At 64.5% G+C, this 19,174-nt stretch carries 15 protein-coding genes; 8 read left to right on the forward strand and 7 right to left on the reverse strand.

Annotation, left to right across the window (positions count from 1 at the left end):
* Window positions 1-581: 581 nt before the first annotated feature.
* The 4 genes from NKJ20_RS26830 (at window position 582) to lpdA (ending at window position 5,886) form a co-directional block, all read left to right on the forward strand.
* Window positions 582-1,814 carry a 3-methyl-2-oxobutanoate dehydrogenase (2-methylpropanoyl-transferring) subunit alpha gene (locus tag NKJ20_RS26830; protein ID WP_254817940.1) on the forward strand — a complete coding sequence of 411 codons (1,233 nt, stop codon included), beginning with the start codon at window positions 582-584 and terminating at the stop codon, window positions 1,812-1,814.
* Between the two features lie 2 nt (window positions 1,815-1,816).
* The gene (locus NKJ20_RS26835) at window positions 1,817-2,830 is read left to right on the forward strand and encodes an alpha-ketoacid dehydrogenase subunit beta (RefSeq protein WP_352457181.1); all 1,014 of its coding nucleotides are present in this window, start codon (window positions 1,817-1,819) and stop codon (window positions 2,828-2,830) included.
* A 10-nt stretch (window positions 2,831-2,840) separates the two neighbouring features.
* The gene (locus NKJ20_RS26840; RefSeq protein ID WP_352748232.1) at window positions 2,841-4,244 is read left to right on the forward strand and encodes a dihydrolipoamide acetyltransferase family protein; all 1,404 of its coding nucleotides are present in this window, start codon (window positions 2,841-2,843) and stop codon (window positions 4,242-4,244) included.
* Window positions 4,245-4,491: 247 nt separating this feature from the next.
* Complete coding sequence (lpdA, locus tag NKJ20_RS26845; protein ID WP_352748234.1) at window positions 4,492-5,886, forward strand: dihydrolipoyl dehydrogenase; 1,395 nt, start codon at window positions 4,492-4,494, stop codon at window positions 5,884-5,886.
* A 168-nt stretch (window positions 5,887-6,054) separates the two neighbouring features.
* Here the strand turns inward: lpdA and NKJ20_RS26850 are convergent, their stop codons facing one another.
* Entirely contained in the window at window positions 6,055-7,158 is a 1,104-nt protein-coding gene (locus NKJ20_RS26850) for a saccharopine dehydrogenase family protein (protein ID WP_352748236.1), read from the reverse strand.
* 123 nt (window positions 7,159-7,281) lie between these two features.
* Between NKJ20_RS26850 and NKJ20_RS26855 the strand changes: the two genes are divergently transcribed.
* The 3 genes from NKJ20_RS26855 to NKJ20_RS26865 all read left to right on the forward strand — a co-directional run bounded on the left by NKJ20_RS26855 (window position 7,282) and on the right by NKJ20_RS26865 (window position 9,703).
* Window positions 7,282-7,710: an Lrp/AsnC family transcriptional regulator gene (locus NKJ20_RS26855; RefSeq protein ID WP_352453822.1), complete on the forward strand. Its 429-nt coding sequence runs from the start codon at window positions 7,282-7,284 to the stop codon at window positions 7,708-7,710.
* 369 nt (window positions 7,711-8,079) lie between these two features.
* On the forward strand, window positions 8,080-8,445 hold the full coding sequence (locus NKJ20_RS26860; protein ID WP_023675940.1) for a RidA family protein: 366 nt from the start codon (window positions 8,080-8,082) through the stop codon (window positions 8,443-8,445).
* Between the two features lie 22 nt (window positions 8,446-8,467).
* Window positions 8,468-9,703, forward strand: a complete 1,236-nt coding sequence (locus NKJ20_RS26865; RefSeq protein WP_352748239.1) for an amidohydrolase/deacetylase family metallohydrolase — start codon at window positions 8,468-8,470, stop codon at window positions 9,701-9,703.
* 177 nt (window positions 9,704-9,880) lie between these two features.
* Here the strand turns inward: NKJ20_RS26865 and NKJ20_RS26870 are convergent, their stop codons facing one another.
* From NKJ20_RS26870 to NKJ20_RS26895, 6 genes are all read right to left on the reverse strand, one after another.
* Entirely contained in the window at window positions 9,881-11,662 is a 1,782-nt protein-coding gene (locus tag NKJ20_RS26870) for an NAD(P)-binding domain-containing protein (RefSeq protein ID WP_352748241.1), read from the reverse strand.
* A 144-nt stretch (window positions 11,663-11,806) separates the two neighbouring features.
* Window positions 11,807-13,840, reverse strand: a complete 2,034-nt coding sequence (locus tag NKJ20_RS26875; protein ID WP_352748243.1) for an aldo/keto reductase — start codon at window positions 13,838-13,840, stop codon at window positions 11,807-11,809.
* A gap of 56 nt (window positions 13,841-13,896) precedes the next feature.
* Window positions 13,897-14,994 carry an ABC transporter ATP-binding protein gene (locus tag NKJ20_RS26880; RefSeq protein WP_023675944.1) on the reverse strand — a complete coding sequence of 366 codons (1,098 nt, stop codon included), beginning with the start codon at window positions 14,992-14,994 and terminating at the stop codon, window positions 13,897-13,899.
* An 8-nt stretch (window positions 14,995-15,002) separates the two neighbouring features.
* Window positions 15,003-15,854 (reverse strand): carbohydrate ABC transporter permease, encoded by an 852-nt coding sequence (locus NKJ20_RS26885; protein WP_023675945.1) that lies wholly within the window; start codon window positions 15,852-15,854, stop codon window positions 15,003-15,005.
* Window positions 15,851-16,711 (reverse strand): carbohydrate ABC transporter permease, encoded by an 861-nt coding sequence (locus NKJ20_RS26890; RefSeq protein ID WP_254817930.1) that lies wholly within the window; start codon window positions 16,709-16,711, stop codon window positions 15,851-15,853. The genes NKJ20_RS26885 and NKJ20_RS26890 overlap by 4 nt, the downstream gene beginning before the upstream one ends.
* Before the next feature lie 205 nt (window positions 16,712-16,916).
* Entirely contained in the window at window positions 16,917-18,188 is a 1,272-nt protein-coding gene (locus tag NKJ20_RS26895; RefSeq protein ID WP_023675947.1) for an extracellular solute-binding protein, read from the reverse strand.
* 106 nt (window positions 18,189-18,294) lie between these two features.
* Here NKJ20_RS26895 and NKJ20_RS26900 point away from each other — a divergent pair, with 106 nt between their 5' ends.
* Window positions 18,295-19,167 (forward strand): helix-turn-helix domain-containing protein, encoded by an 873-nt coding sequence (locus NKJ20_RS26900; protein ID WP_352450267.1) that lies wholly within the window; start codon window positions 18,295-18,297, stop codon window positions 19,165-19,167.
* Window positions 19,168-19,174 lie beyond the last annotated feature (7 nt).

The following is a 19,174-nucleotide window of genomic DNA, read 5'->3' on the forward strand; positions in this document are numbered from 1 at the left end:
AGCACACGCCGGCGGAATCCGACACGTCACAACCGAGTCAATCCGTCGCAGCAAGATGTGTATACGCCCTAGCGCAAAGCGGGGGGAGAGGTGGCCGCGAAGCGGTCGGAGAGGGGGCTTTCGTAGAGCGCGGCGGGCCCCCGCCCGCGGGGGGGGGGGGCGGCCCCCCCCCCCCCCCAACAGCGGGGGGGGGGCCCGCCCGGGGGGGGGCGCGGGGTTTTTCGACGCGGGCGGCCCCCCCGCGGGGTCGGGGCGCCCCCGCGCCACCCCCCCCCCACTTCCGTGGGGGCGAGGAACCCGAGCTGGGATGATGCCGCGATCCTCCGGCAGGACAGAGGGGGGCGCGAAGGAACTCGACCGAGCGATCTTCCCGCAGGAAGTTCCTGCTCTTGCGCCAGACTGGCCCGGGCATTCGCCAAATTGCGCGCCGGCGCGGAAGATCGACAAGAAATTTCGCCGACATATCTCCATCCTGTCGGCCGCGGGCAGCAGCCAGCGGCAGCGAAGCCTCGCCCGACGAATTGGCACTGCTCTGGCGGTGTGCAAATATCCTGGCCGGGCAACAGTGGAGGACCGAGATCATGGCCGATGCCGGAATGCTGCGCTTCCATGTTCCGGAACCGGAAGTGCGGCCGGGCGGGACGCCGGATTTCTCTAATGTGAGCATTCCAAAAGCTGGCTCGGTGCCGCGCCCGAAGATCGACGTCGACCCGCGCGACATCCGCGATCTGGCCTTCTCGATCATCCGCGTGCTCAACCGCGCCGGCGAGGCGGTCGGGCCGTGGGCAGGACTGCTTTCGGACGACGAGTTGCTGGAGGGGCTGCGCCATATGATGACGCTGCGCAGCTTCGATGCGCGCATGCAGATGGCGCAGCGTCAGGGCAAGACCTCTTTCTACATGCAGCATCTCGGCGAAGAGGCAGTGAGCTGCGCCTTCCGCAAGGCGCTGTCGCGGGGCGACATGAATTTTCCGACCTATCGGCAGGCCGGCCTGCTCATCGCCGACGGCTACCCGATGGTCACGATGATGAACCAGATCTATTCGAACGAGGCCGATCCGCTGAAAGGGCGGCAATTGCCGATCATGTATTCATCGAAGGAGCACGGCTTCTTCTCGATCTCCGGCAATCTGGCGACGCAGTACATCCAGGCGGTCGGCTGGGCGATGGCCTCGGCAATCAGCAACGATTCAAAGATCGCCGCCGCCTGGATCGGCGACGGCTCGACCGCCGAGTCCGACTTCCATTCGGCGCTGGTGTTCGCCTCGACCTACAAGGCGCCGGTCGTGCTCAACGTCGTCAACAACCAATGGGCGATCTCGACCTTCCAGGGCATCGCCCGCGGCGGTTCCGGCACTTTTGCCGCCCGTGGGCTCGGCTTCGGTATTCCGTCGCTGCGCGTCGACGGCAACGACTATCTCGCCGTCCATGCGGTGGCCAAATGGGCGGCGGAACGGGCGCGCAGCAATCTCGGGCCGACGCTGGTCGAATACGTCACTTACCGCGTCGGCGCCCATTCGAGCTCCGACGACCCGTCGGCCTACCGGCCGAAGGCCGAGTCCGATGCCTGGCCGCTCGGCGACCCGATCGTCAGGCTGAAGAACCATCTCATCCAGCGCGGCGTCTGGTCGGACGAACGCCACGCCCAGGCCGAGGCCGAAATCCTCGACACGGTGATTTCGGCGCAGCGGGAGGCCGAGCGCCACGGCACGCTGCATGCCGGCGGCAAGCCCTCGGCGCGCGACATGTTCGAGGGCGTCTATGCCGAGATGCCGCCGCATCTCAGGCGCCAGCGCCAACAGGCAGGGGTCTGACCATGCCGCGGCGGACCATGATCGAGGCGATCCGCGACGCCATGGACGTGTCGATGGCGCGCGACAGTCAAGTCATCGTGTTCGGTGAGGATGTCGGCTTCTTCGGCGGCGTCTTCCGCTGCACCCAGGGCCTGCAGGCGAAATACGGCAAGAGCCGCTGCTTCGATGCGCCGATCAGCGAATCCGGGATTGTCGGCGCGGCCATCGGCATGGCCGCCTACGGGCTGAAGCCTTGCGTCGAGGTGCAGTTTGCCGACTATGTTTATCCGGCCTATGACCAGATCGTCTCGGAAGCCGCGCGGCTGCGCTACCGGTCGAACGGCGATTTCACCTGCCCGATCGTCGTGAGAATGCCGACTGGCGGCGGCATTTTCGGCGGCCAGACCCACAGCCAGAGCCCGGAGGCGCTGTTCACCCACGTCTCCGGCCTGAAGGTCGTCGTGCCGTCGAACCCGCATGACGCCAAGGGCCTTTTGATCTCGGCGATAGAGGATCCGGACCCGGTGATCTTTCTGGAGCCGAAGCGGCTCTACAACGGCCCCTTCGACGGTCATCACGAGCGCCCGGTAACGCCATGGTCGAAACATGAGCTCGGCGAAGTCGCCGACGGCCATTACACGGTGCCGCTCGGCAAGGCGGTGATCCGCAGGCAGGGCGCGGCAGTCACCGTGCTTGCCTACGGCACGATGGTCTATGTCGCCCAGGCGGCAGCCGAGGAGACCGGCATCGATGCCGAGATCATCGATCTGAGGACGCTGCTGCCGCTCGATCTCGAGACGATCGTCGCCTCGGTCAACAAGACGGGGCGCTGCGTCATCGTGCATGAGGCGACGCTGACATCGGGGTTCGGCGCCGAACTTTCGGCGCTGGTTCAGGAGAGCTGCTTCTACCATCTGGAAGCGCCTGTGGCGCGGGTCACCGGCTGGGACACGCCCTATCCGCATGCGCAGGAGTGGGACTATTTTCCCGGTCCTGCCCGGCTAGGCCGCGCGCTCGTCGAAACGGTGGAAGCCTGAAGGGGGAACGATGGGCGAATATGTCATCAAGCTGCCCGATGTCGGCGAAGGCGTAGCCGAGGCCGAGCTCGTCGAATGGCAGGTCAAGGTCGGCGACCTCGTGCGCGAGGATGCCGTGCTGGCCGCTGTCATGACCGACAAGGCGACGGTCGAAATTCCTTCGCCCGTCGATGGCGAAATCGTCTGGTTGGGCGCCGAGATCGGCGACACGGTGGCGATCGGCTCGCCGATTGTCAGGTTGAAGGTGGCGGGCGAGGGTAACGTCGGTGCAGGCACGGCGCCTGTGGGCGAAGCGGTTGTTGGTGAAACCCGCCGCAGTACCCCCACCCCTAACCCCTCCCCACAAGGGGGAGGGGGACGCGCCTCGGCTCCCAAGGTCGAAGCCAAACCCACTTCGGCATCATCCAGAAAAGTTTCAACGCATGAGGGTGGAAGTGGGCCGGCGGAATCCCCCTCTCCCTTGTGGGGAGGGGTTAGGGGTGGGGGTACTGCCGCCGGTGGGGGTACTGCGCGGACCTCCGGCGCGCCGCGCCCCGAGGGCGAAAAGCCACTGGCCTCGCCGGCCGTCCGCTTGAGGGCGAAAGAGGCCGGCATCGACCTTCGGCAGGTCCCGGGAACCGGCGCGGCCGGGCGCATCCGGCACGAGGATATCGAGGCTTTCCTGGCGCGCGGACCCCGGCTCGCCAAGGTTTCCGGCCTTGCCCGCAACGAGGCGGTCGAGGACATCAAGATAGTCGGGCTCAGGCGAAAGATCGCCGAGAAGATGACGCTGGCCAAGTCGCGCATCCCGCATATCACCTATGTCGAGGAGATCGACGTCACCGCGCTCGAGGATTTGCGCGCCGCGCTCAACAAGGAGAAGCGGCCGGGCGGGGACAGGCCGAAGCTGACGCTGCTGCCGTTCTTGATGCGGGCGATGGTCAAGGCAATCGCCGACCAGCCCAATGTCAACGCACTGTTCGACGACGAAGCCGGCATCGTCCACCAGCATGGCGGCGTCCATATCGGCATCGCCGCGCAGACGGCTTCCGGGCTGATGGTGCCGGTGGTCAAGCACGCCGAGGCGCGCGACATCTGGGACTGTGCAGCCGAGGTTGTCAGGCTGGCCGAGGCGGCAAAATCCGGCACGGCGACGCGCGACGAGCTCTCGGGCTCGACCATCACCATCACTTCGCTGGGCGCCATGGGCGGCGTGGCGACGACGCCGGTGATCAATCATCCGGAAGTGGCGATCGTCGGCGTCAACAAGATGATGGTGCGGCCGGTATGGGACGGCACCCAGTTCATCCCGCGCAAGATGATGAACCTGTCCTCCAGCTTCGACCACCGCGTCGTCGACGGCTGGGACGCGGCGGTGTTTGTCCGGCGGATAAAGACGCTGCTGGAAACGCCGGCGCTGATTTTTGTGGATTGAAGAGATGAACAGAGGATCGCAGGGGCGCGGGATGAGAGCAGTAGCGATCGTTCGCGCCCCCCTCTGCCCTACCGGGCATCTCCCCCTCAAGGGGGGAGATCGGCCGTCATCCCGCCTTTCGCCAATCTCCAGCTTTGCAGGACTAAGCCGAACGCGAAAGCTGGCAATCTCCCCCCTTGAGAGGGAGATGTCCGGCAGGACAGAGGGGGGGTGCTGCCCCGCCGGCTCGTCGAACTAAGGTGCAATGATGAAGGAAATCTCCTGCAAGCTGCTGGTCATCGGCGCCGGTCCGGGCGGCTATGTCTGTGCCATCCGCGCCGGGCAGCTTGGCATCGACACGGTGATCGTCGAGGCAGGCAAACCGGGCGGCACTTGCCTCAATGTCGGCTGCATCCCGTCAAAGGCGCTGATCCATGCAGCCGAAGAGTTCGAAAAGCTCTCGCACATGGCCAGCGGCAAGAGCCTGCTCGGAATTTCCATCGCAGGACCGTCGCTTGATCTCGCGGCGACCATTGCCTGGAAAGACGGCATCGTTAGCCGGCTGAACAACGGCGTCGCCGGCCTGCTGAAGAAAGCTGGCGTGAAGACGGTGCATGGCTGGGCGACATTTCGCGACGGCAAGACCGTTGCCGTCGAGACCGAGATCGGCATGCAGGTGATCCGAGCCGAAACGGTGGTGATAGCGACCGGCTCGGCGCCGGTCGAGCTGCCATCGCTGTCGTTCGGCGGGCGGGTCATTTCGTCGACCGAGGCGCTGGCGCTGAGCGAAGTTCCGGAGAGGCTGGCGGTGGTCGGCGGCGGCTATATCGGTCTGGAACTCGGCATCGCCTTTGCCAAGCTGGGCGCCAAGGTGACCGTGGTCGAGGCGTTGCCGCGCGTGCTGGCGCAATATGATGCGGAACTGACCCGGCCGGTGGTGAAGCGGCTGGCCGAACTCGGCATCGAGGTGCTCGTGAACGCCAAGGCCAAGGGGCTGTCCACTAAGCGCGACGCGCTGCTGGTCGAGACGAATGGCGGCAAGAACGGCAAGATTGCCGCCGACAAGGTGCTGGTCACGGTCGGTCGCAAGCCGGTGACCGAAGGCTGGGGGTTGGAGCAGATCGACCTCGACATGGCCGGACCCTTCATCCGCATCGACGACCAGTGCCGCAGCTCGATGCGTGGTATCTTTGCCATTGGCGACGTCACCGGCGAGCCGATGCTGGCGCACCGGGCCATGGCGCAAGGCGAAATGGTCGCCGAGATCGTCGCCGGCCACAAGCGCAGCTGGGACAGACGAGCGATCCCGGCTGTCTGTTTCACCGATCCGGAGCTGGTCACCGCAGGCCTGTCGCCGGAGGAGGCCAAGACCCGTGGCGAGATCAAGGTCGGACTGTTTCCCTTCACCGCCAATGGCCGGGCGATGACGAAGTTGGGCGAGGACGGATTCGTCCGGGTACTGGCGCGGGCGGACAACCACCTGGTGCTTGGCATCCAGGCCGTCGGCCAGGGCGTGTCGGAACTGTCGACGGCCTTTGGGCTGGCGCTGGAGATGGGCGCGACGCTGGAGGATATCGCCGGGACGATCCATGCCCATCCGACACAGGGCGAGGGTTTTCAGGAAGCGGCGCTGAAGGCGCTGGGGCGGGCGGTGCATGTCTGACGGCTCGCGCTCTCCCCCCTTGAGGGGGAGATGGCCCGCAGGCCAGAGGGGGTCGGTTCGACTGGATGCGACCTCCCTTGCGACAGATGGAGGTTGGCGCTCTACGCGAGGCGACCCCCTCTGTCGCCTTCGGCGACATCTCCCCCTCGAGGGGGGAGATTACGCAGCTCATCCCGCAAGCCGGCTAACCATTTCGTGCTGCGCATAGGCGCGGCCGAAGCGGTTGGCCAGGAAGGCGTCGAGGGCGATGTCCTCCTGCTTGATGAAACCTCTTGCCGGCAAGGTGCCGTCGGCGAGCATGTCGAGCACGGCGCAGATCGCCGATGCGGTGGTGATCTGGATGGCGCTGCGCACCATTTCGCCGTCGCGCCTGGCGTAGATCTTGTTGGCGTAGGTTTCCTGAAGCAGTCGGCCGTTCTTGCGGCCGCTGACGGTGACGAAGACTATGACGACGTCCTGCAGCGTCGCCGGCAGGGCGCTTTCGAAAATGTCCTTCAGCACGTCGCGGCGGTGGCGCAGGCCGAGGTCGTTGAGCAGCGCCTTCATGATCGCCGCATGGCCGGGATAGCGGATGGTGCGGTAGTTCAGCGTGCGCACTCTGCCCTTCAGCGTTTCGGCCAGCGTGCCCAGCCCGCCTGAGGTGTTGAACGCCTCATAGGTGACGCCGTCGAGCGAGAATTCTTCACGCTCCTCGAGCGGCGGCACTTCGATCAGCTCGCCTTCGACGATCGCCTCGCAAGGCTCGCAATATTCGTTGATGACGCCGTCGGTGCTCCAGGTCAGATTGTAGTTCAGCGCATTCGACGGGTACTGGGGCAGCGCGCCGACCCGCATGCGCACGCTTTCCAGCGTGTCGAAGCGGCTGGCGAGATCGTTGGCAACGATCGAGATGAAGCCCGGCGCCAAGCCGCATTGCGGGATGAAGGCGCTGCTGCCGGAACGAGCCAGTTCCTTGACCCGCCTGGTGCTGACGACGTCCTCGGTCAGATCGAGATAGTGCACGCCGGCGCTGGCCGCCGCCTCCGCGATGCGCGTGGTCAGATGGAAAGGCGCGGCGCTGAGCACCGCGAATTTGCCGGCCAAGGCCGCTTCGAGGGTGCCGGCGGCCTCGATGTCGAGTTCCAGCGTCTCGACCGTTTCAGACAGTTCGGCCGCGCCGAGCTGCGCCGCCGAGCGGTCGATGAGCGTGACATGGTAGTCGCCCGTGAAAGCCAGCATCTCGGCAATGGTCGAGCCGATCTTGCCGGCGCCGACGACGATGATTTCCTTCATGACCGGTCCCTCGCACCAACGTTGGATTGATGGCTAGAATCTCAGCTTGCCTGTCGAAAGGAAGCGTGAGATTGTACGAAACGCAGTCTCTCTTTGCGCAATGTGCCGGCAGGGTTCGTCGAAATGCTCAGCGATGCCGACCTGGCTCTGCTTTCCCTGCTGCGTATCAATGCGCGCGCCTCGACCGCCGAACTGGCGCGGCGGCTCGGCGTCTCACGAACCACGGTGCAAAGCCGGATCGAGCGGCTGGAACAGCGTGGCATCATCGCCGGCTACGGGGTCAGGCTGTCGCCGGATTACGAGCAGGGGCTGGTCAGGGCGCATGTCCTGCTCACCGTCACCCCCAAGCTTGCCGACAAGGTGGTGCGCAGCCTGCAGGCGCTGGCACCGGTTCGCACGCTGCACTCGGTCAGCGGCAATTTCGACATGATCGTCATCGTCGAGGCGCCGTCGATCAGGGATCTCGACACGCTTCTCGACCAGATCGGCGCCATGGACGGAGTCGAGCGCACGTCGTCGTCGATCATCCTGTCGACGCGGATCGACCGCTGAGCCGGCTGGTGTCGCGGGCCCAGACGCTGGCGGGACAGCGCCCAGGACAGCGCCCCCCCTCTGCCCTGCCGGGCATCTCCCCCTCCAGGGGGGAGATTGGATGTCACCGCGGCTTTCGCCAATCTCCAAGGTGGCTGAATGGATGCTATCGGCGAAGCTGCCGATCTCCCCACTAGAGGGGGAGATGCCAAGTGATCGCAAAGAGGGCAGGACAGAGGGGGCGCGAAGGATCACCAAGGGCGGTGATCGTTCTGGCGTTACCGCAGCAAAGCGATATAGGCTTTCAAAATGTGGATCGATGGCGTGCAGCCGCCCCCTATCTCTCGCAGCATCGCGCGTTCACCCAAAGAACCTAGACAGGAGGCCTCCTTGCCCAAGCAGTGTTTTGGAAAATCCCATGTGCCGTTGTCGCCGGCGGTCAGGGCCGGCGATTTCGTCTATGTCTCAGGCCAGGTGCCGGTCGGCACAGACGGGCTGGTGGTCAAGGGCGGCATCGCCGAACAGACCGAGCAGGTGCTGTCGAACGTCAAGGCGGCACTGGCGCTGGCCGGCTGTACCCTCGACGACGTAGTCAAGACGACCGTCTGGCTCGAAGACGCCCGCGATTTCGGCATTTTCAACACCGTCTATGCCAGGCATTTCCCGAAAGACCCGCCGGCGCGCACGACAGTGGAGTCGCGGCTGATGATCGACATCAAGATCGAGGTCGAGGCCGTTGCCTACAGGCCGGCCTGACGGGAAAGTGGAGACAGGCGCGATGCAATTCGATCTCCTGATAAAAGGCGGCCGCCTCATCGATCCGGCGTCCGGCCTCGACGCGCAGCGCGATCTGGCGATTGCCGAGGGCCGTATCGCCGCGATCGACACCGAAATCCCCTTCGAACGTGCCGCCCGCGTCATCGATGCCACGGGCTCGATCGTCGCGCCGGGCCTGATCGACCTGCACAGCCATGTCTATTGGGGCGGCACGTCGCTCGGCGTCGATGCCGACCGGCTCGCCGCAAAGAGCGGCACCACCACCTTCATCGATGCCGGAAGTGCCGGCGCCGGCAATTTCCTCGGCTTTCGCTGCCACGTCATCGAGCGCTCGAAAGTCCGCATCCTGGCCTATGTCAACATTTCCTTTGCCGGCATATTCGGCTTCTCGCAGACCGTGGCGGTCGGCGAGTGTAGCGACCTCCGGCTCTGCGAACCGCGCGAGACGGTAGCGGCGGCTCGCGAGCACGCGGACGTGGTTGTCGGCGTCAAGGTCCGCTCGGGTCGCCATGCCGGCGGCACCAGCGGCATCGCGCCGGTCGATCTCGCGCTCGAAGCCGCCGACAAAGCCGGCCTGCCGCTGATGGCGCACATAGACGAGCCGCCGCCGGGCCGCTCGGAAGTGCTGCCGCGGCTGCGCAAGGGCGACATCCTCACCCACTGCTTCCGGCCGTTTCCCAACGCGCCGATCTTCGCCTCGGGGGCGGTGCGGCCAGATATGCGGCTGGCGCGCGAGCGCGGCGTCATCTTCGACATCGGCCACGGCATGGGCTCGTTCGATTTCGAAGTGGCGAAAGCGATGCTCAGCGAGGGGCTGGCGCCGGACGTGATCAGCAGCGACGTGCATCTCTACTGCGTCGACGGGCCGGCCTTCGACATCCTGGTCTGCATGTCGAAGCTGCTGGCGCTCGGCATGCCGCTGGTCGAGGTGCTGCGCGCCGCCACGCAGCGCCCTGCCGAAGCGATCGCCAGGCCCGATCTCGGCAGGCTTGCGGTGGGTGCGGTCGGCGACATCGCGGTGTTGCGGCTGCGTCCGGGCCGCTTCACCTTTGTCGATTCGGTCGGCGCCTCGCTGGTCGCCGAGCAAAGGCTGGTCTCGGACGGAATCGTGGTCGGCGGCAGCTGGTGGCCGAACGAGGCGGTGGACGATCTCGGCGAGACCGAACGCTTCGAAGCGCATGCGCACGACACGCATGTCGAGGTGGCGAGCCGGCATTTCGGGCGTGGCCACGATTGAGGGCTGTGCGGCTCTTCCTTCTCCCCTTGTGGGAGAAGGTGGATTGGCGCGCAGCGCCAAGACGGTTGAGGGGTGTTGGGAGGATCGCCGTCTTTGCCAAGCTGGAACACCCCTCATCCGACCGAGCTTCGCTCGGCCACCTTCTCCCACAAGGGGAGAAGGGAAGGGCCGCGCAGCCTACTTCCCCGGCGCTCCATAGACCGGCGTCGCAATGCCTTCCATGCGCGCCTTGATCTGCAGCGCGACGTACTTCGAATAGAAGCGCGACAGCGCCAGATTGCCGCCGTGGAACCACAGCGCTTCCTGTGCCGTCGGCTTCCACATGTTGCGCAATTCGCCTTGCCACGGCCCGGGATCGCCTTTCACGCCCGAGCCAATCCCCCAGCACGGGCCGACCTTGTCGGCGACTTCGCGCGAGACGATCGCCGCCACCGTTTCGTTCATCGACTGATAGCCGGTGCAGGCGATGATCGCGTCGGCCGTGAGTTCGGTGCCGTCGTCGAAGAGAATGCCTGTCGGCGTCAGCGACTTGATCCCGACGCCGCTGCGGATGCCGATCTCGCCGTCGATGATCAGATCGCAGGCGCCGACGTCGATATAGAAACCCGAGCCCGTGCGGTAGGCCTTCATCAGGAGCCCGGTCTCGTCGTCGCCGAAATCGATGGCGAAGCCGGCGCCGCGCAAGCGATCGTAGAAGGCCGCGTCGCGCGCCTTGATGATGTCGTAAAGCGCGCGCTGGCCTTGCGGCAGCAGCGCGAACGGCGTCGAGGCGACGATCATGTCGGCCTTCTCGGTGGTGATGCCGCGGGCCAGCGCCTTTTCCGAAAAGATCTCGAAACCGATCTCCATCAGCGTGTCCGACTTGACCACCGTCGTCGGCGAGCGCTGGACCATGGTCACCTCAGCGCCGCTCTCCCAGAGGTCGACGCTGACGTCATGGCCGGAACTTGCCGCGCCGATGACGGCGACCTTTTTGCCGCGGAATTTCTCGCCGCTGGAATACTGGCTGGAATGCAAGATTTCGCCGTCGAAGACCTCGGCGCCCGGCAGGTCGATGCGCCTGGGCGGGCCATAAGCACCGGTTGCAAAGACGATGTGCCTGGGCTTCAGCGTGATGCGCTCGCCGGCGCGATCGAGCTCGACCGTCCAGATTTTTTCGGCGTCGTCGTAGGACGCGCTGACGCATGTCGTGGAGGTCCAGTAGTTGAGCTCCATGACGCGCGTATACATTTCCAGCCAGTCGCCCATCTTGTCCTTGGGCGTGAACACCGGCCAGTTCTCGGGAAACGGGATGTAGGGCAGATGGTCGTACCAGACCGGGTCGTGCAGCACGAGCGAGCGATAGCGATTGCGCCAGGAATCGCCGGCCTGCGCATTCTTCTCAATGACGATGGCCGGCACGCCCAATTGCCTGAGCCGCGCCCCCAGCATGATGCCGCCGTGGCCGCCGCCGATAACCAGGCAGTAGGGCTGCTGGCTAACGCCGAGATCACGCGCCTCGCGGCGCCTCGCCTCCAGCCAGGTCTCGCGTTCCGGATCCGCCTTGTGGCGGACACCCAGAGGCCGCGCCGGGCCCTTGCGCTCCTCAAAGCCCTTGAGATCGCTCATCGCCGTAAACAGCGTCCGGCACTTGCCGTCCCTGAGGCGCATGACGCCTTGACCCCACGCCGATGACGTCTCGAAAGAAAACCAGGCCTCGATCGTGCCTTCGTTCGAAGTCGCTTCGCCGCTGAGCTGCCATCGGGCAGGCTTTGTCGTTGCCAGCGTCGCCGCCAGCATGTCGCGGATCGCGGCGCGGCCTTCCATGGTCTTGATGTTCCAGGTGAAGGTCAGCAGATCGCGCCAGTAGCAGTCCTCGATGAACAGGTTGATTGCGGCCTCGACGTCGCCGGCCTCGAGTGCTCGCGCAAAGGAACCAAGCCAGGTGGCTGCCTGTTTCGTCGGTGCGATGTCGAGCATCTGTCTTACCTAACTTCCAGTGACCTTTGCGCTGCCCTCATTCTTACCCTTTCCCGGTTCTTTGCGGGAGAGGGTGAGGGCAGCGCAAACAGTCCGGAAGCTAAGCTAAGGGCGCAGCGTAGGCCGAAGCGACTGCCCCTGCCGTCAGGCGCGCGCGCGGGCCTGATCCGAACCGCTATCCAGCCATGCAAGATCGTCCGGCGAAAGTGAAATGTCGAGCGCCTGGAGGCTGTCTTCCAATTCGTCGAGCGTGCGCGGCCCGATCAGCGGGACGGACGGGAAGGGCTGTGCCAGGACATAGGCGAGCGCGACGTGGATCGGGCTCTTGCCCAGCCGTTTGGCGAGCTCGATGGCGCGGTCGCGACGGCCGAAATTCCTCTCCGAATACCAGACCCGGACCAGCTCCTCATTGTCGCGCCGGTCGCGGCCGGCGCGGTCGGTGAAGAAGCCGCGGCCCTGGCTCGACCAGGCGAAGTTCGGCATCTGCCGGGCGGTGAGCCAGGCCTTCCATTCGTCGCTGGAGGAGGTGACGCAGCCTGCCCAGATCGGCTCCAGCATTTCGGCCAGCGAGAAATTGTTGGAAAGCGCGCCGGGCTTCTGCTTGCCGGTGCGCTCGGCATAGGCAATCGCCTCATCCATGCGTTCCATCGTCCAGTTCGAGCCGCCGAACGGACCGCGAATGCGGCCGGCCTTGACCTCGCGGTCCATCGCATCGACGAATTCGTCGACCGGCACATCCGGATTGTCGCGGTGCATGAAATAGACGTCGATATGGTCGGTCTGCAGCCGTTCGAGCGACTGGGTGAGTTGCTTGCCGATGACGTCGGGATAGCAGAGCGGCGAGTGCGCGCCCTTGCCGATGACCACCGACTGCTCGCGCACGCCGCGGTTCTTCAGCCACTGGCCGAGCAGCGTCTCGGTATAGCCGGAACCGTAGACGAAGGCGGTGTCGAACAGATTGCCGCCGGCCTCGAAATAGGCATCGAGCAGGATGGCGCCCGACGAAAAGGTGCGGAAATCCTCGAAGCCGAGCGCCAGGCACGAGGCCGGCCGCGGCAGGCCCGGAATGCTGCGCTTGGGGATGGCGGTTCCGCCGGAGCGCAGCTTCCGTCCGGAGATCGTGTTGACGCGCTTTGCCGGTTTCTCGATGTCGTATTCGAGCCCGATTGCCGCCCGCCATTTGTCGAGCACGCGCAGATTGCCGAGACTGTCGGCCCAGCCCATGCCGGGCCAGGCGAACTCCTGCTTTCCGCCGAGAATGGCCTCGCCGGCGGCGTCGACCTCAAATGCGTACAGCCAGCCGTCCTCCGTGACCTCGACCACCTCGGTGTCACCCGGACGGATGATGCGGATTTCGCCGGTGCCGCCTTGCTGGCCGCCGGCATACCAGAAATCCGCCACCTCGATGCGGCCTTTGCTGCCGACAATACGCAAGACATTGTCCTGAGCGAGCGAGATGCTGCAGGACACTTCCGCGACGATGCCGCCCGGAAAATGCAACAGCGCCGACGCCCATTCGTCGACGCCGGATTGGCCGAGATGCGCAGCGCCGACGACTTTGTCCGGCTCGGCGAAGGGCTTTCCCGCCGCGGCGCCGGCAATCAGCCGCGCCATCGAGACGGGATAACCGCCGACATCGAGAATGCCGCCGCCGGCGAGATCCTTGGCGTAGAGACGGTGCTCCGGCATGAAGCCCGGCATGGCGAAGCCGAAGCTGGATTTGATCATCTTGATGTCGCCGATCGCGCCGGTCCTGATCACCTCGACCAGCTTGGCCGTCTGCGGATGCAGCCGGTACATGAAGGCTTCGCCGAGAAAGGTGCCGGCCTTGCGCGCGGCATGGATCATGGCGTCGGCTTCGAATGCGGTCAGGCCAAGCGGCTTTTCGCAAAGCACGTGCTTTCCGGCCTCGGCCGCCTTGATCGCCCATTCGGCATGGCTCGGATGCGGCGTCGAAATATAGATCGCGTCGACATCCGGATCGCCAACCAAAGCCTCGTAGCCGTCGAGGATGCGGGCGCCGGGGAAAGCTTCGGTGAGCCCCGCCTTGCCGGGATTGCGCGCCCCTAAGGCGACCAGTGTGCCGGTGCGCGAATGGGCGACGCCCCCGGCAAAAGCCCTGGCGATGTTGCCGGGCCCGAGAATGCCCCAGCGAACTTTTTCTGGTTTGGACGTCATGTCAAATCTCCGTGGGGTGGCCGCGAGCAATCGCGATCGGACAAAAGAAAGATGGGTTAGCGAATGCGTGCGCCGGTGGCGTCGAAGAGAAGCGAGCGGTCGGCTTTGATCGACACCACCAGGTCGTCGCCGTTCGCGCGATGCCGCGAGGCCTCGCGCTCGATGATCAGTTCCTCGCGTCCGCCCCCGGTACCGGAATTGGCATACACATAGCTCACCGATCCCAAGTGCTCGGCGACGTCGGCCTTGAGGGTAAGGTCGCAATCGCCCTGGCCGGCATCGAAGAAATGCTCCGGCCGCACGCCAAGCACGACATCGCCGCCTGTTGCAGGCAAGGCATCCGACAGCGGCTTGCGCAGTCGCGCGCCGCGATGATTGACCAGTTCGACGACCGCCGCACCGTTGTCGGCCCCGACCATTTTTGCCGCCAGGAAGTTCATTTTCGGCGAGCCGACGAAGCCGGCAACGAAGCGGTTGGCGGGGTCGTCGTAGAGATCGAGCGGCGCGCCGATCTGCTCGATATTGCCGGCGTTGAGCACGACGATCCTGTCGGCCAGCGTCATCGCCTCGGTCTGGTCGTGCGTCACATAGACCATGGTAACGCCGAGTTCCTTATGAAGGCGCGATATCTCGACGCGCATCTGCACCCGGAGCTCGGCATCGAGATTGCTGAGCGGTTCGTCGAACAGGAACACTTGCGGCTCGCGCACGATGGCGCGGCCGATGGCGACGCGCTGGCGCTGGCCGCCCGACAATTGCCGCGGCCGCCGCTTCATCAGTTCGGCGATGCGCAGGATTTCGGAAGCCCGCTTCACCCGCCGCTCGGTATCTGCCTTGGGGTTGCCGGTCATTCTCAGGCCGAAGCTCAGATTCTGCTCGACCGTCATGTGCGGATAGAGCGCGTAGGACTGGAACACCATGGCGATGCCGCGATCGGCCGCCTCGACGTCGTTCACCACCTTGCCGCCAATGGCGATCTCGCCGTCGCTGATGTCCTCGAGCCCGGCGATCATCCGAAGCAGCGTGGACTTGCCGCAGCCGGAAGGGCCGACGAAGACGACGAATTCGCCGTCATCGATGTCGATATTGGCGCCGTGGACGATCTCGAAGACGCCGAAGCGCTTGATGACGTTTTTGAGTGTGACTGCCGCCATGCTGATCCTTACTTGATGGCGCCGGCGGCGATGCCGGCAACGAAATGGCGCTGCAGAAGCACGAACACGACGAGCATTGGCGCCGTCAGCATCACCGCGCCCGCCATGATGCCGCCCCAGGACACCTTGGTGAGACCGATCAGCGTGCCGAGCGCCACGGGCGCGGTCATTGCGCCCGGCTTGGAATTGATCAGCAGCGGCCAGAGATAGTTGTTCCAGGAGGCAAGGAAGAGGATGATGGCGAGCGCCGCCAGCATCGGCCGCGCCAGAGGCAGTGCGACGAACAGGAATATCCGCCATTCCTTGACGCCCTCGACCTTGGCGGCGTCGAACAGCTCGTGCGGCATCATCGAAAAACTCTGCCGCATGAAGAGCACGCCCAGCGAATTGAACAGCGGCGGCACGATCAGCGCCACCCAAGTGTTGGCGAGCTTGAAGTCGCGCGCCACCATGATGAATTGCGGGATCAGCACGACCGCATAGGGCAGCGTGATGGTGCCGAAGATGATGGCGACGACCATGCCCTTGCCGAAGAAGTTGTAACGCGCCAGCGCCCAGCCGGCCATCGAGGTCAGCATCACCGACAGGAAGGTATAGGTCACCGCCACCGAGACGGAGATGCCGATGGCGCCGATGAAATTGGTGCCGCGCTGCAGATTGCTGACATTGTCGAGGAAATTGCCATGCGGCAAAAGCTCGATGTCGGGGCTGAAGATGCCGTTGTCGGGCATCGTCGAAAAAACCACCATCATCCACAGCGGAAACAGCCAGACCAGCGCCAGCGGCGTCAGGAACAGATGCAGCGCGATGCTGCGTCCCAATCTGGCCTGGGAACGGCTGACTCTTGAGTGCGAGGTCATTTCGGTTCCCTCGTCAGCCATATCTGCACCAGCGAAATGGCAATCGCCAGCCCGGCCATGGTGTAGGCGACGGCCGAAGCGTAGCCGAAATTGAGCGACCGGAAGCCCTGGCGGTAAAGCAGCAGCCCGAGCGTTTCGGTGCCGCCGCCCGGCCCGCCGCGCTCGGTGATCAGGAAGGGCTCGGTGAACAGCTGCATGGTGCCGATGATCGACAGCACGGCGCAGAACACGATGATCGGCTTGAGCAGCGGCAGCGTGATGTAGAAGAACTGTTTGACCTTGCTGACCCGGTCCAGGGTCGCCGCCTCGTAGACATCCTCGGGAATCGACTGCAAGCCGGCGAGCAGGATGATGGCGTTGTAGCCGGCCCAGCGCCACGTCACCGCCATCATGATCACCGCCATCGCCGGGGTGACGTTGGTAAACCAGTCGACACTGGGCAGGCCGATGCTGTTCAGCAATTTGTTGATGATGCCGTAGTCGAGATTGAACATCAGCCGGAAAACCGCCGAATAGGCGACCTCGCCGACCACGACCGGCGCGAAGAAGGCAAAGCGGAACAGGCCACGGGCCTTGAGCAGCGGCGAATTCAAAAGCACCGCCATCACAATCGCCAGCGAAATCATCACCGGCACCTGGATGACAAGGATCAGCAATGTGTTCTTCAAGGCATTGAAGAAGGCCGGATCGCCGATCAGCCGGCCCCAGTTGAAGGTCGGCGCGAAGCGCCACGGCACGGTGCGCGTCGCCTGGAACGAGATCAGGAACGAATCGATGATCGGCCACAGCCAGAAGATCGAAAAAATCAGCAGATACGGCGCGAGGAAGCGATACGCCGTGGCGTTCTGGTAGCGCATCGTTTTCCTCCTTTCTGCTTTCAAGTTCTTGCCTTCTCCCCTTGTGGGAGAAGGTGGATCGGCGCGAAGCGCCGAGACGGATGAGGGGTGTTGGAAGGAATGCCGTCCGAGCCAAGCTGGAGCACCCCTCATCCGTCGCCTTCGGCGATCCCTTCTCCCCCAAGGGGAGAAGGGGAGCCGCGCGCTCGGAGCCGCCTCGTCTAGATCACGACTTGACCGGCAGGCCGGTCGCCGCGGCGATCTGGCTTGCGGCATCGTCGAGCGCTGCCTTGGCGTCGGGATAGCCGCCGGCCAGATATTTGGTCTGCACCGCGCGGATGATAATTTCGGCGTCGCTCTGGAACGGCGTGCCGCGGCTGGGGACGACCTTGGGCAAGGTGCCGAGGATGTCCTTCCACACGGCCTGGCCACCCCAATAGGGCAGGCCTTCGGAGACATAAGGGTCGTTGAGCGCCGAGATCAGCGACGGCACCAGGCCGAAGCCTTTCAGCATGGTGATCTGGCCCTCATTCGTCGCAAGCGTGTATTTCAGATAGGCGTAGGCGGCTTCCTTGTTCTTCGACACCGAGGTGATGGCGAGCGAGGAGCCGCCGAGATTGGCGGCGCGCGGACCGTCGGCGGTCAGGCTCGGCATCAGATAGACGCCCCATTTGCCTGCCCCATCGGGCGATTCGGTGCGCACGGTGCCTTCATACCAGCCGCCATACATCTGCGTGGCGACCTTGCCGGCGGTGTTGTTGGTGATCTTGGTGCTCCAGTCGGCAGAGGAAATGATGCCGGCGTCCTTCATCTCCTTGATCTTGGTCATGGCATCGACGCATTTGGGCTGGTTGACCGTGATCGATTGCCCGTCGGCGGAGAAGTAGGCGCAACCCTGCTCGTTGGAGATCATGCGGAAGAATTCGGAATCGCCGTTGAAATCGGCGTTGGTCATCGTGACGCCGGGATTGGCGGCCTGGATTTTCTTGGCGGCGGCGATGAAATCGTCCCAGGTCTTGATCGAGGACGGATCGACGCCAGCCTTCTCATAGAAGTCGCGGCGGTAGAACATCGCCACTGGACCGGAATCCCAGGGCATCGCATAGGCCTTGTCGTCAACCTCGAGCTCGGTACGCTTGAAGTCGGGGAATTTTGCCTGGTCTTCCGCGGTGTAGCCGAGCGTATGCAGGTCGACGAAGCAATCCGGGAACTGGCTCCAGTAGTTTTCGGCTTCGCCGTTCTCGATCGTAACGATGTCAGGCAGCCCCTCGCCGCCGGCGGCACAGCCGGCGATCGATTTGTCGTAGGTCGGCTGGTTGCCAAGGTCCTCGACCGTCACCTTGATGTCGGGATACTGCTTGTTGAAGCCCGCTATGGTGGCCTTCAGCGACGAAGCGGCGATATTCCAGCTCCAGATCGTGATTTCACCGGACTGCGCAAAGGCCGGGCTGGAGCCCAAGGCAAGCGCGAGCGCGGCGCAGGTCAATTTTATGCGCATTGAAATCCTCCCATTTCAGTTGCTCTCTGTTTGCGAGCGTGGCTAGACTAGGCCTCGGGAAAGCCTTGTCCGCGACAAAGGGAATAAGAAATGAGCGGAAAGTAAGATGCCGGAAAGGCCGTTTTACCAGCCTGGCGCCAGCAGCGTGGAGGGCCTGCCGCTGCTGCTGCAGATGTTCCACACCCAGCCCCTGGTGATGCTCAAGCCGCATTGGCACGCCCAGGTCGAGGTGAATTTCATCGTGCGCGGCGCCGTGCATTACCGCATGGACGGGCACGGGCTTTCGCTTTCTGCGGGCGAGATGTGCCTGTTCTGGGGCGGCCTGCCGCACCAGATGGACGAAGCCTCCGACGATGCCATCTACGCCGGCGCGCATCTGCCGCTGGTGCATTTCTTCCGGCTGCATTTGCCCGTCGAGGTCCGCAACAGACTGATGACCGGGGCGACGCTGGTGACCGACGCCACCGACCGGTCGGACGACCACAATTTCGAGCGCTGGAACCGCTATGCCCGCTCCGGCGACCCGGTCAAGGCCGAGCATGCCGTCAACGAGCTTTTGCTGCGGCTGGAGCGGGTGCGCTTCGAGCCTTACCGGCTGGTGCCCGAAACCCCGGTCGAACAGGAGATAGGCACTCCCTTCGATCAGCAATCGCTGCGCAATGTCGGGCGCATGTGCGACTTCATCGCCGAGAATTTCCTCTACGAGATCGATTGCGTCGACATCGCCGCGGCGGCCGATATCCATCCCAAATACGCCATGAGCATCTTCAAGAAATCGACCGGCATGACGCTCAATGAATATGTGAATCTGCTGCGCCTCAGCTACGCTCAGGCGCTGCTGATGCATCAGGATGCCAATGTGCTGCGCGTCGCCATGGAATCGGGCTTCGGCTCGCTCAGTGCCTTCAACAAGTCGTTCCGCAAGCTTTCCGGCATGTCGCCGTCGGATTTCCGCCGGGGCGTGGCCGGCGCCAGATAACGGCTGG

This window comes from Mesorhizobium sp. M0185, assembly GCF_040322175.1.
In the GTDB taxonomy this organism is placed as follows: Bacteria; Pseudomonadota; Alphaproteobacteria; order Rhizobiales; family Rhizobiaceae; genus Mesorhizobium.

Coding starts and splice junctions, on each gene's coding strand:
- NKJ20_RS26875 (WP_352748243.1), bottom strand. CDS start 13,840: ATGACGTCCAAACCAGAAAAAGTTCGCTGGGGCATTCTCGGGCCCGGC.
- NKJ20_RS26855 (WP_352453822.1), top strand. CDS start 7,282: ATGCTCAGCGATGCCGACCTGGCTCTGCTTTCCCTGCTGCGTATCAAT.
- NKJ20_RS26850 (WP_352748236.1), bottom strand. CDS start 7,158: ATGAAGGAAATCATCGTCGTCGGCGCCGGCAAGATCGGCTCGACCATT.
- NKJ20_RS26835 (WP_352457181.1), top strand. CDS start 1,817: ATGCCGCGGCGGACCATGATCGAGGCGATCCGCGACGCCATGGACGTG.
- NKJ20_RS26830 (WP_254817940.1), top strand. CDS start 582: ATGGCCGATGCCGGAATGCTGCGCTTCCATGTTCCGGAACCGGAAGTG.
- NKJ20_RS26895 (WP_023675947.1), bottom strand. CDS start 18,188: ATGCGCATAAAATTGACCTGCGCCGCGCTCGCGCTTGCCTTGGGCTCC.
- NKJ20_RS26900 (WP_352450267.1), top strand. CDS start 18,295: ATGCCGGAAAGGCCGTTTTACCAGCCTGGCGCCAGCAGCGTGGAGGGC.
- NKJ20_RS26865 (WP_352748239.1), top strand. CDS start 8,468: ATGCAATTCGATCTCCTGATAAAAGGCGGCCGCCTCATCGATCCGGCG.
- NKJ20_RS26890 (WP_254817930.1), bottom strand. CDS start 16,711: ATGCGCTACCAGAACGCCACGGCGTATCGCTTCCTCGCGCCGTATCTG.
- lpdA (WP_352748234.1), top strand. CDS start 4,492: ATGAAGGAAATCTCCTGCAAGCTGCTGGTCATCGGCGCCGGTCCGGGC.
- NKJ20_RS26885 (WP_023675945.1), bottom strand. CDS start 15,854: ATGACCTCGCACTCAAGAGTCAGCCGTTCCCAGGCCAGATTGGGACGC.
- NKJ20_RS26840 (WP_352748232.1), top strand. CDS start 2,841: ATGGGCGAATATGTCATCAAGCTGCCCGATGTCGGCGAAGGCGTAGCC.
- NKJ20_RS26880 (WP_023675944.1), bottom strand. CDS start 14,994: ATGGCGGCAGTCACACTCAAAAACGTCATCAAGCGCTTCGGCGTCTTC.
- NKJ20_RS26870 (WP_352748241.1), bottom strand. CDS start 11,662: ATGCTCGACATCGCACCGACGAAACAGGCAGCCACCTGGCTTGGTTCC.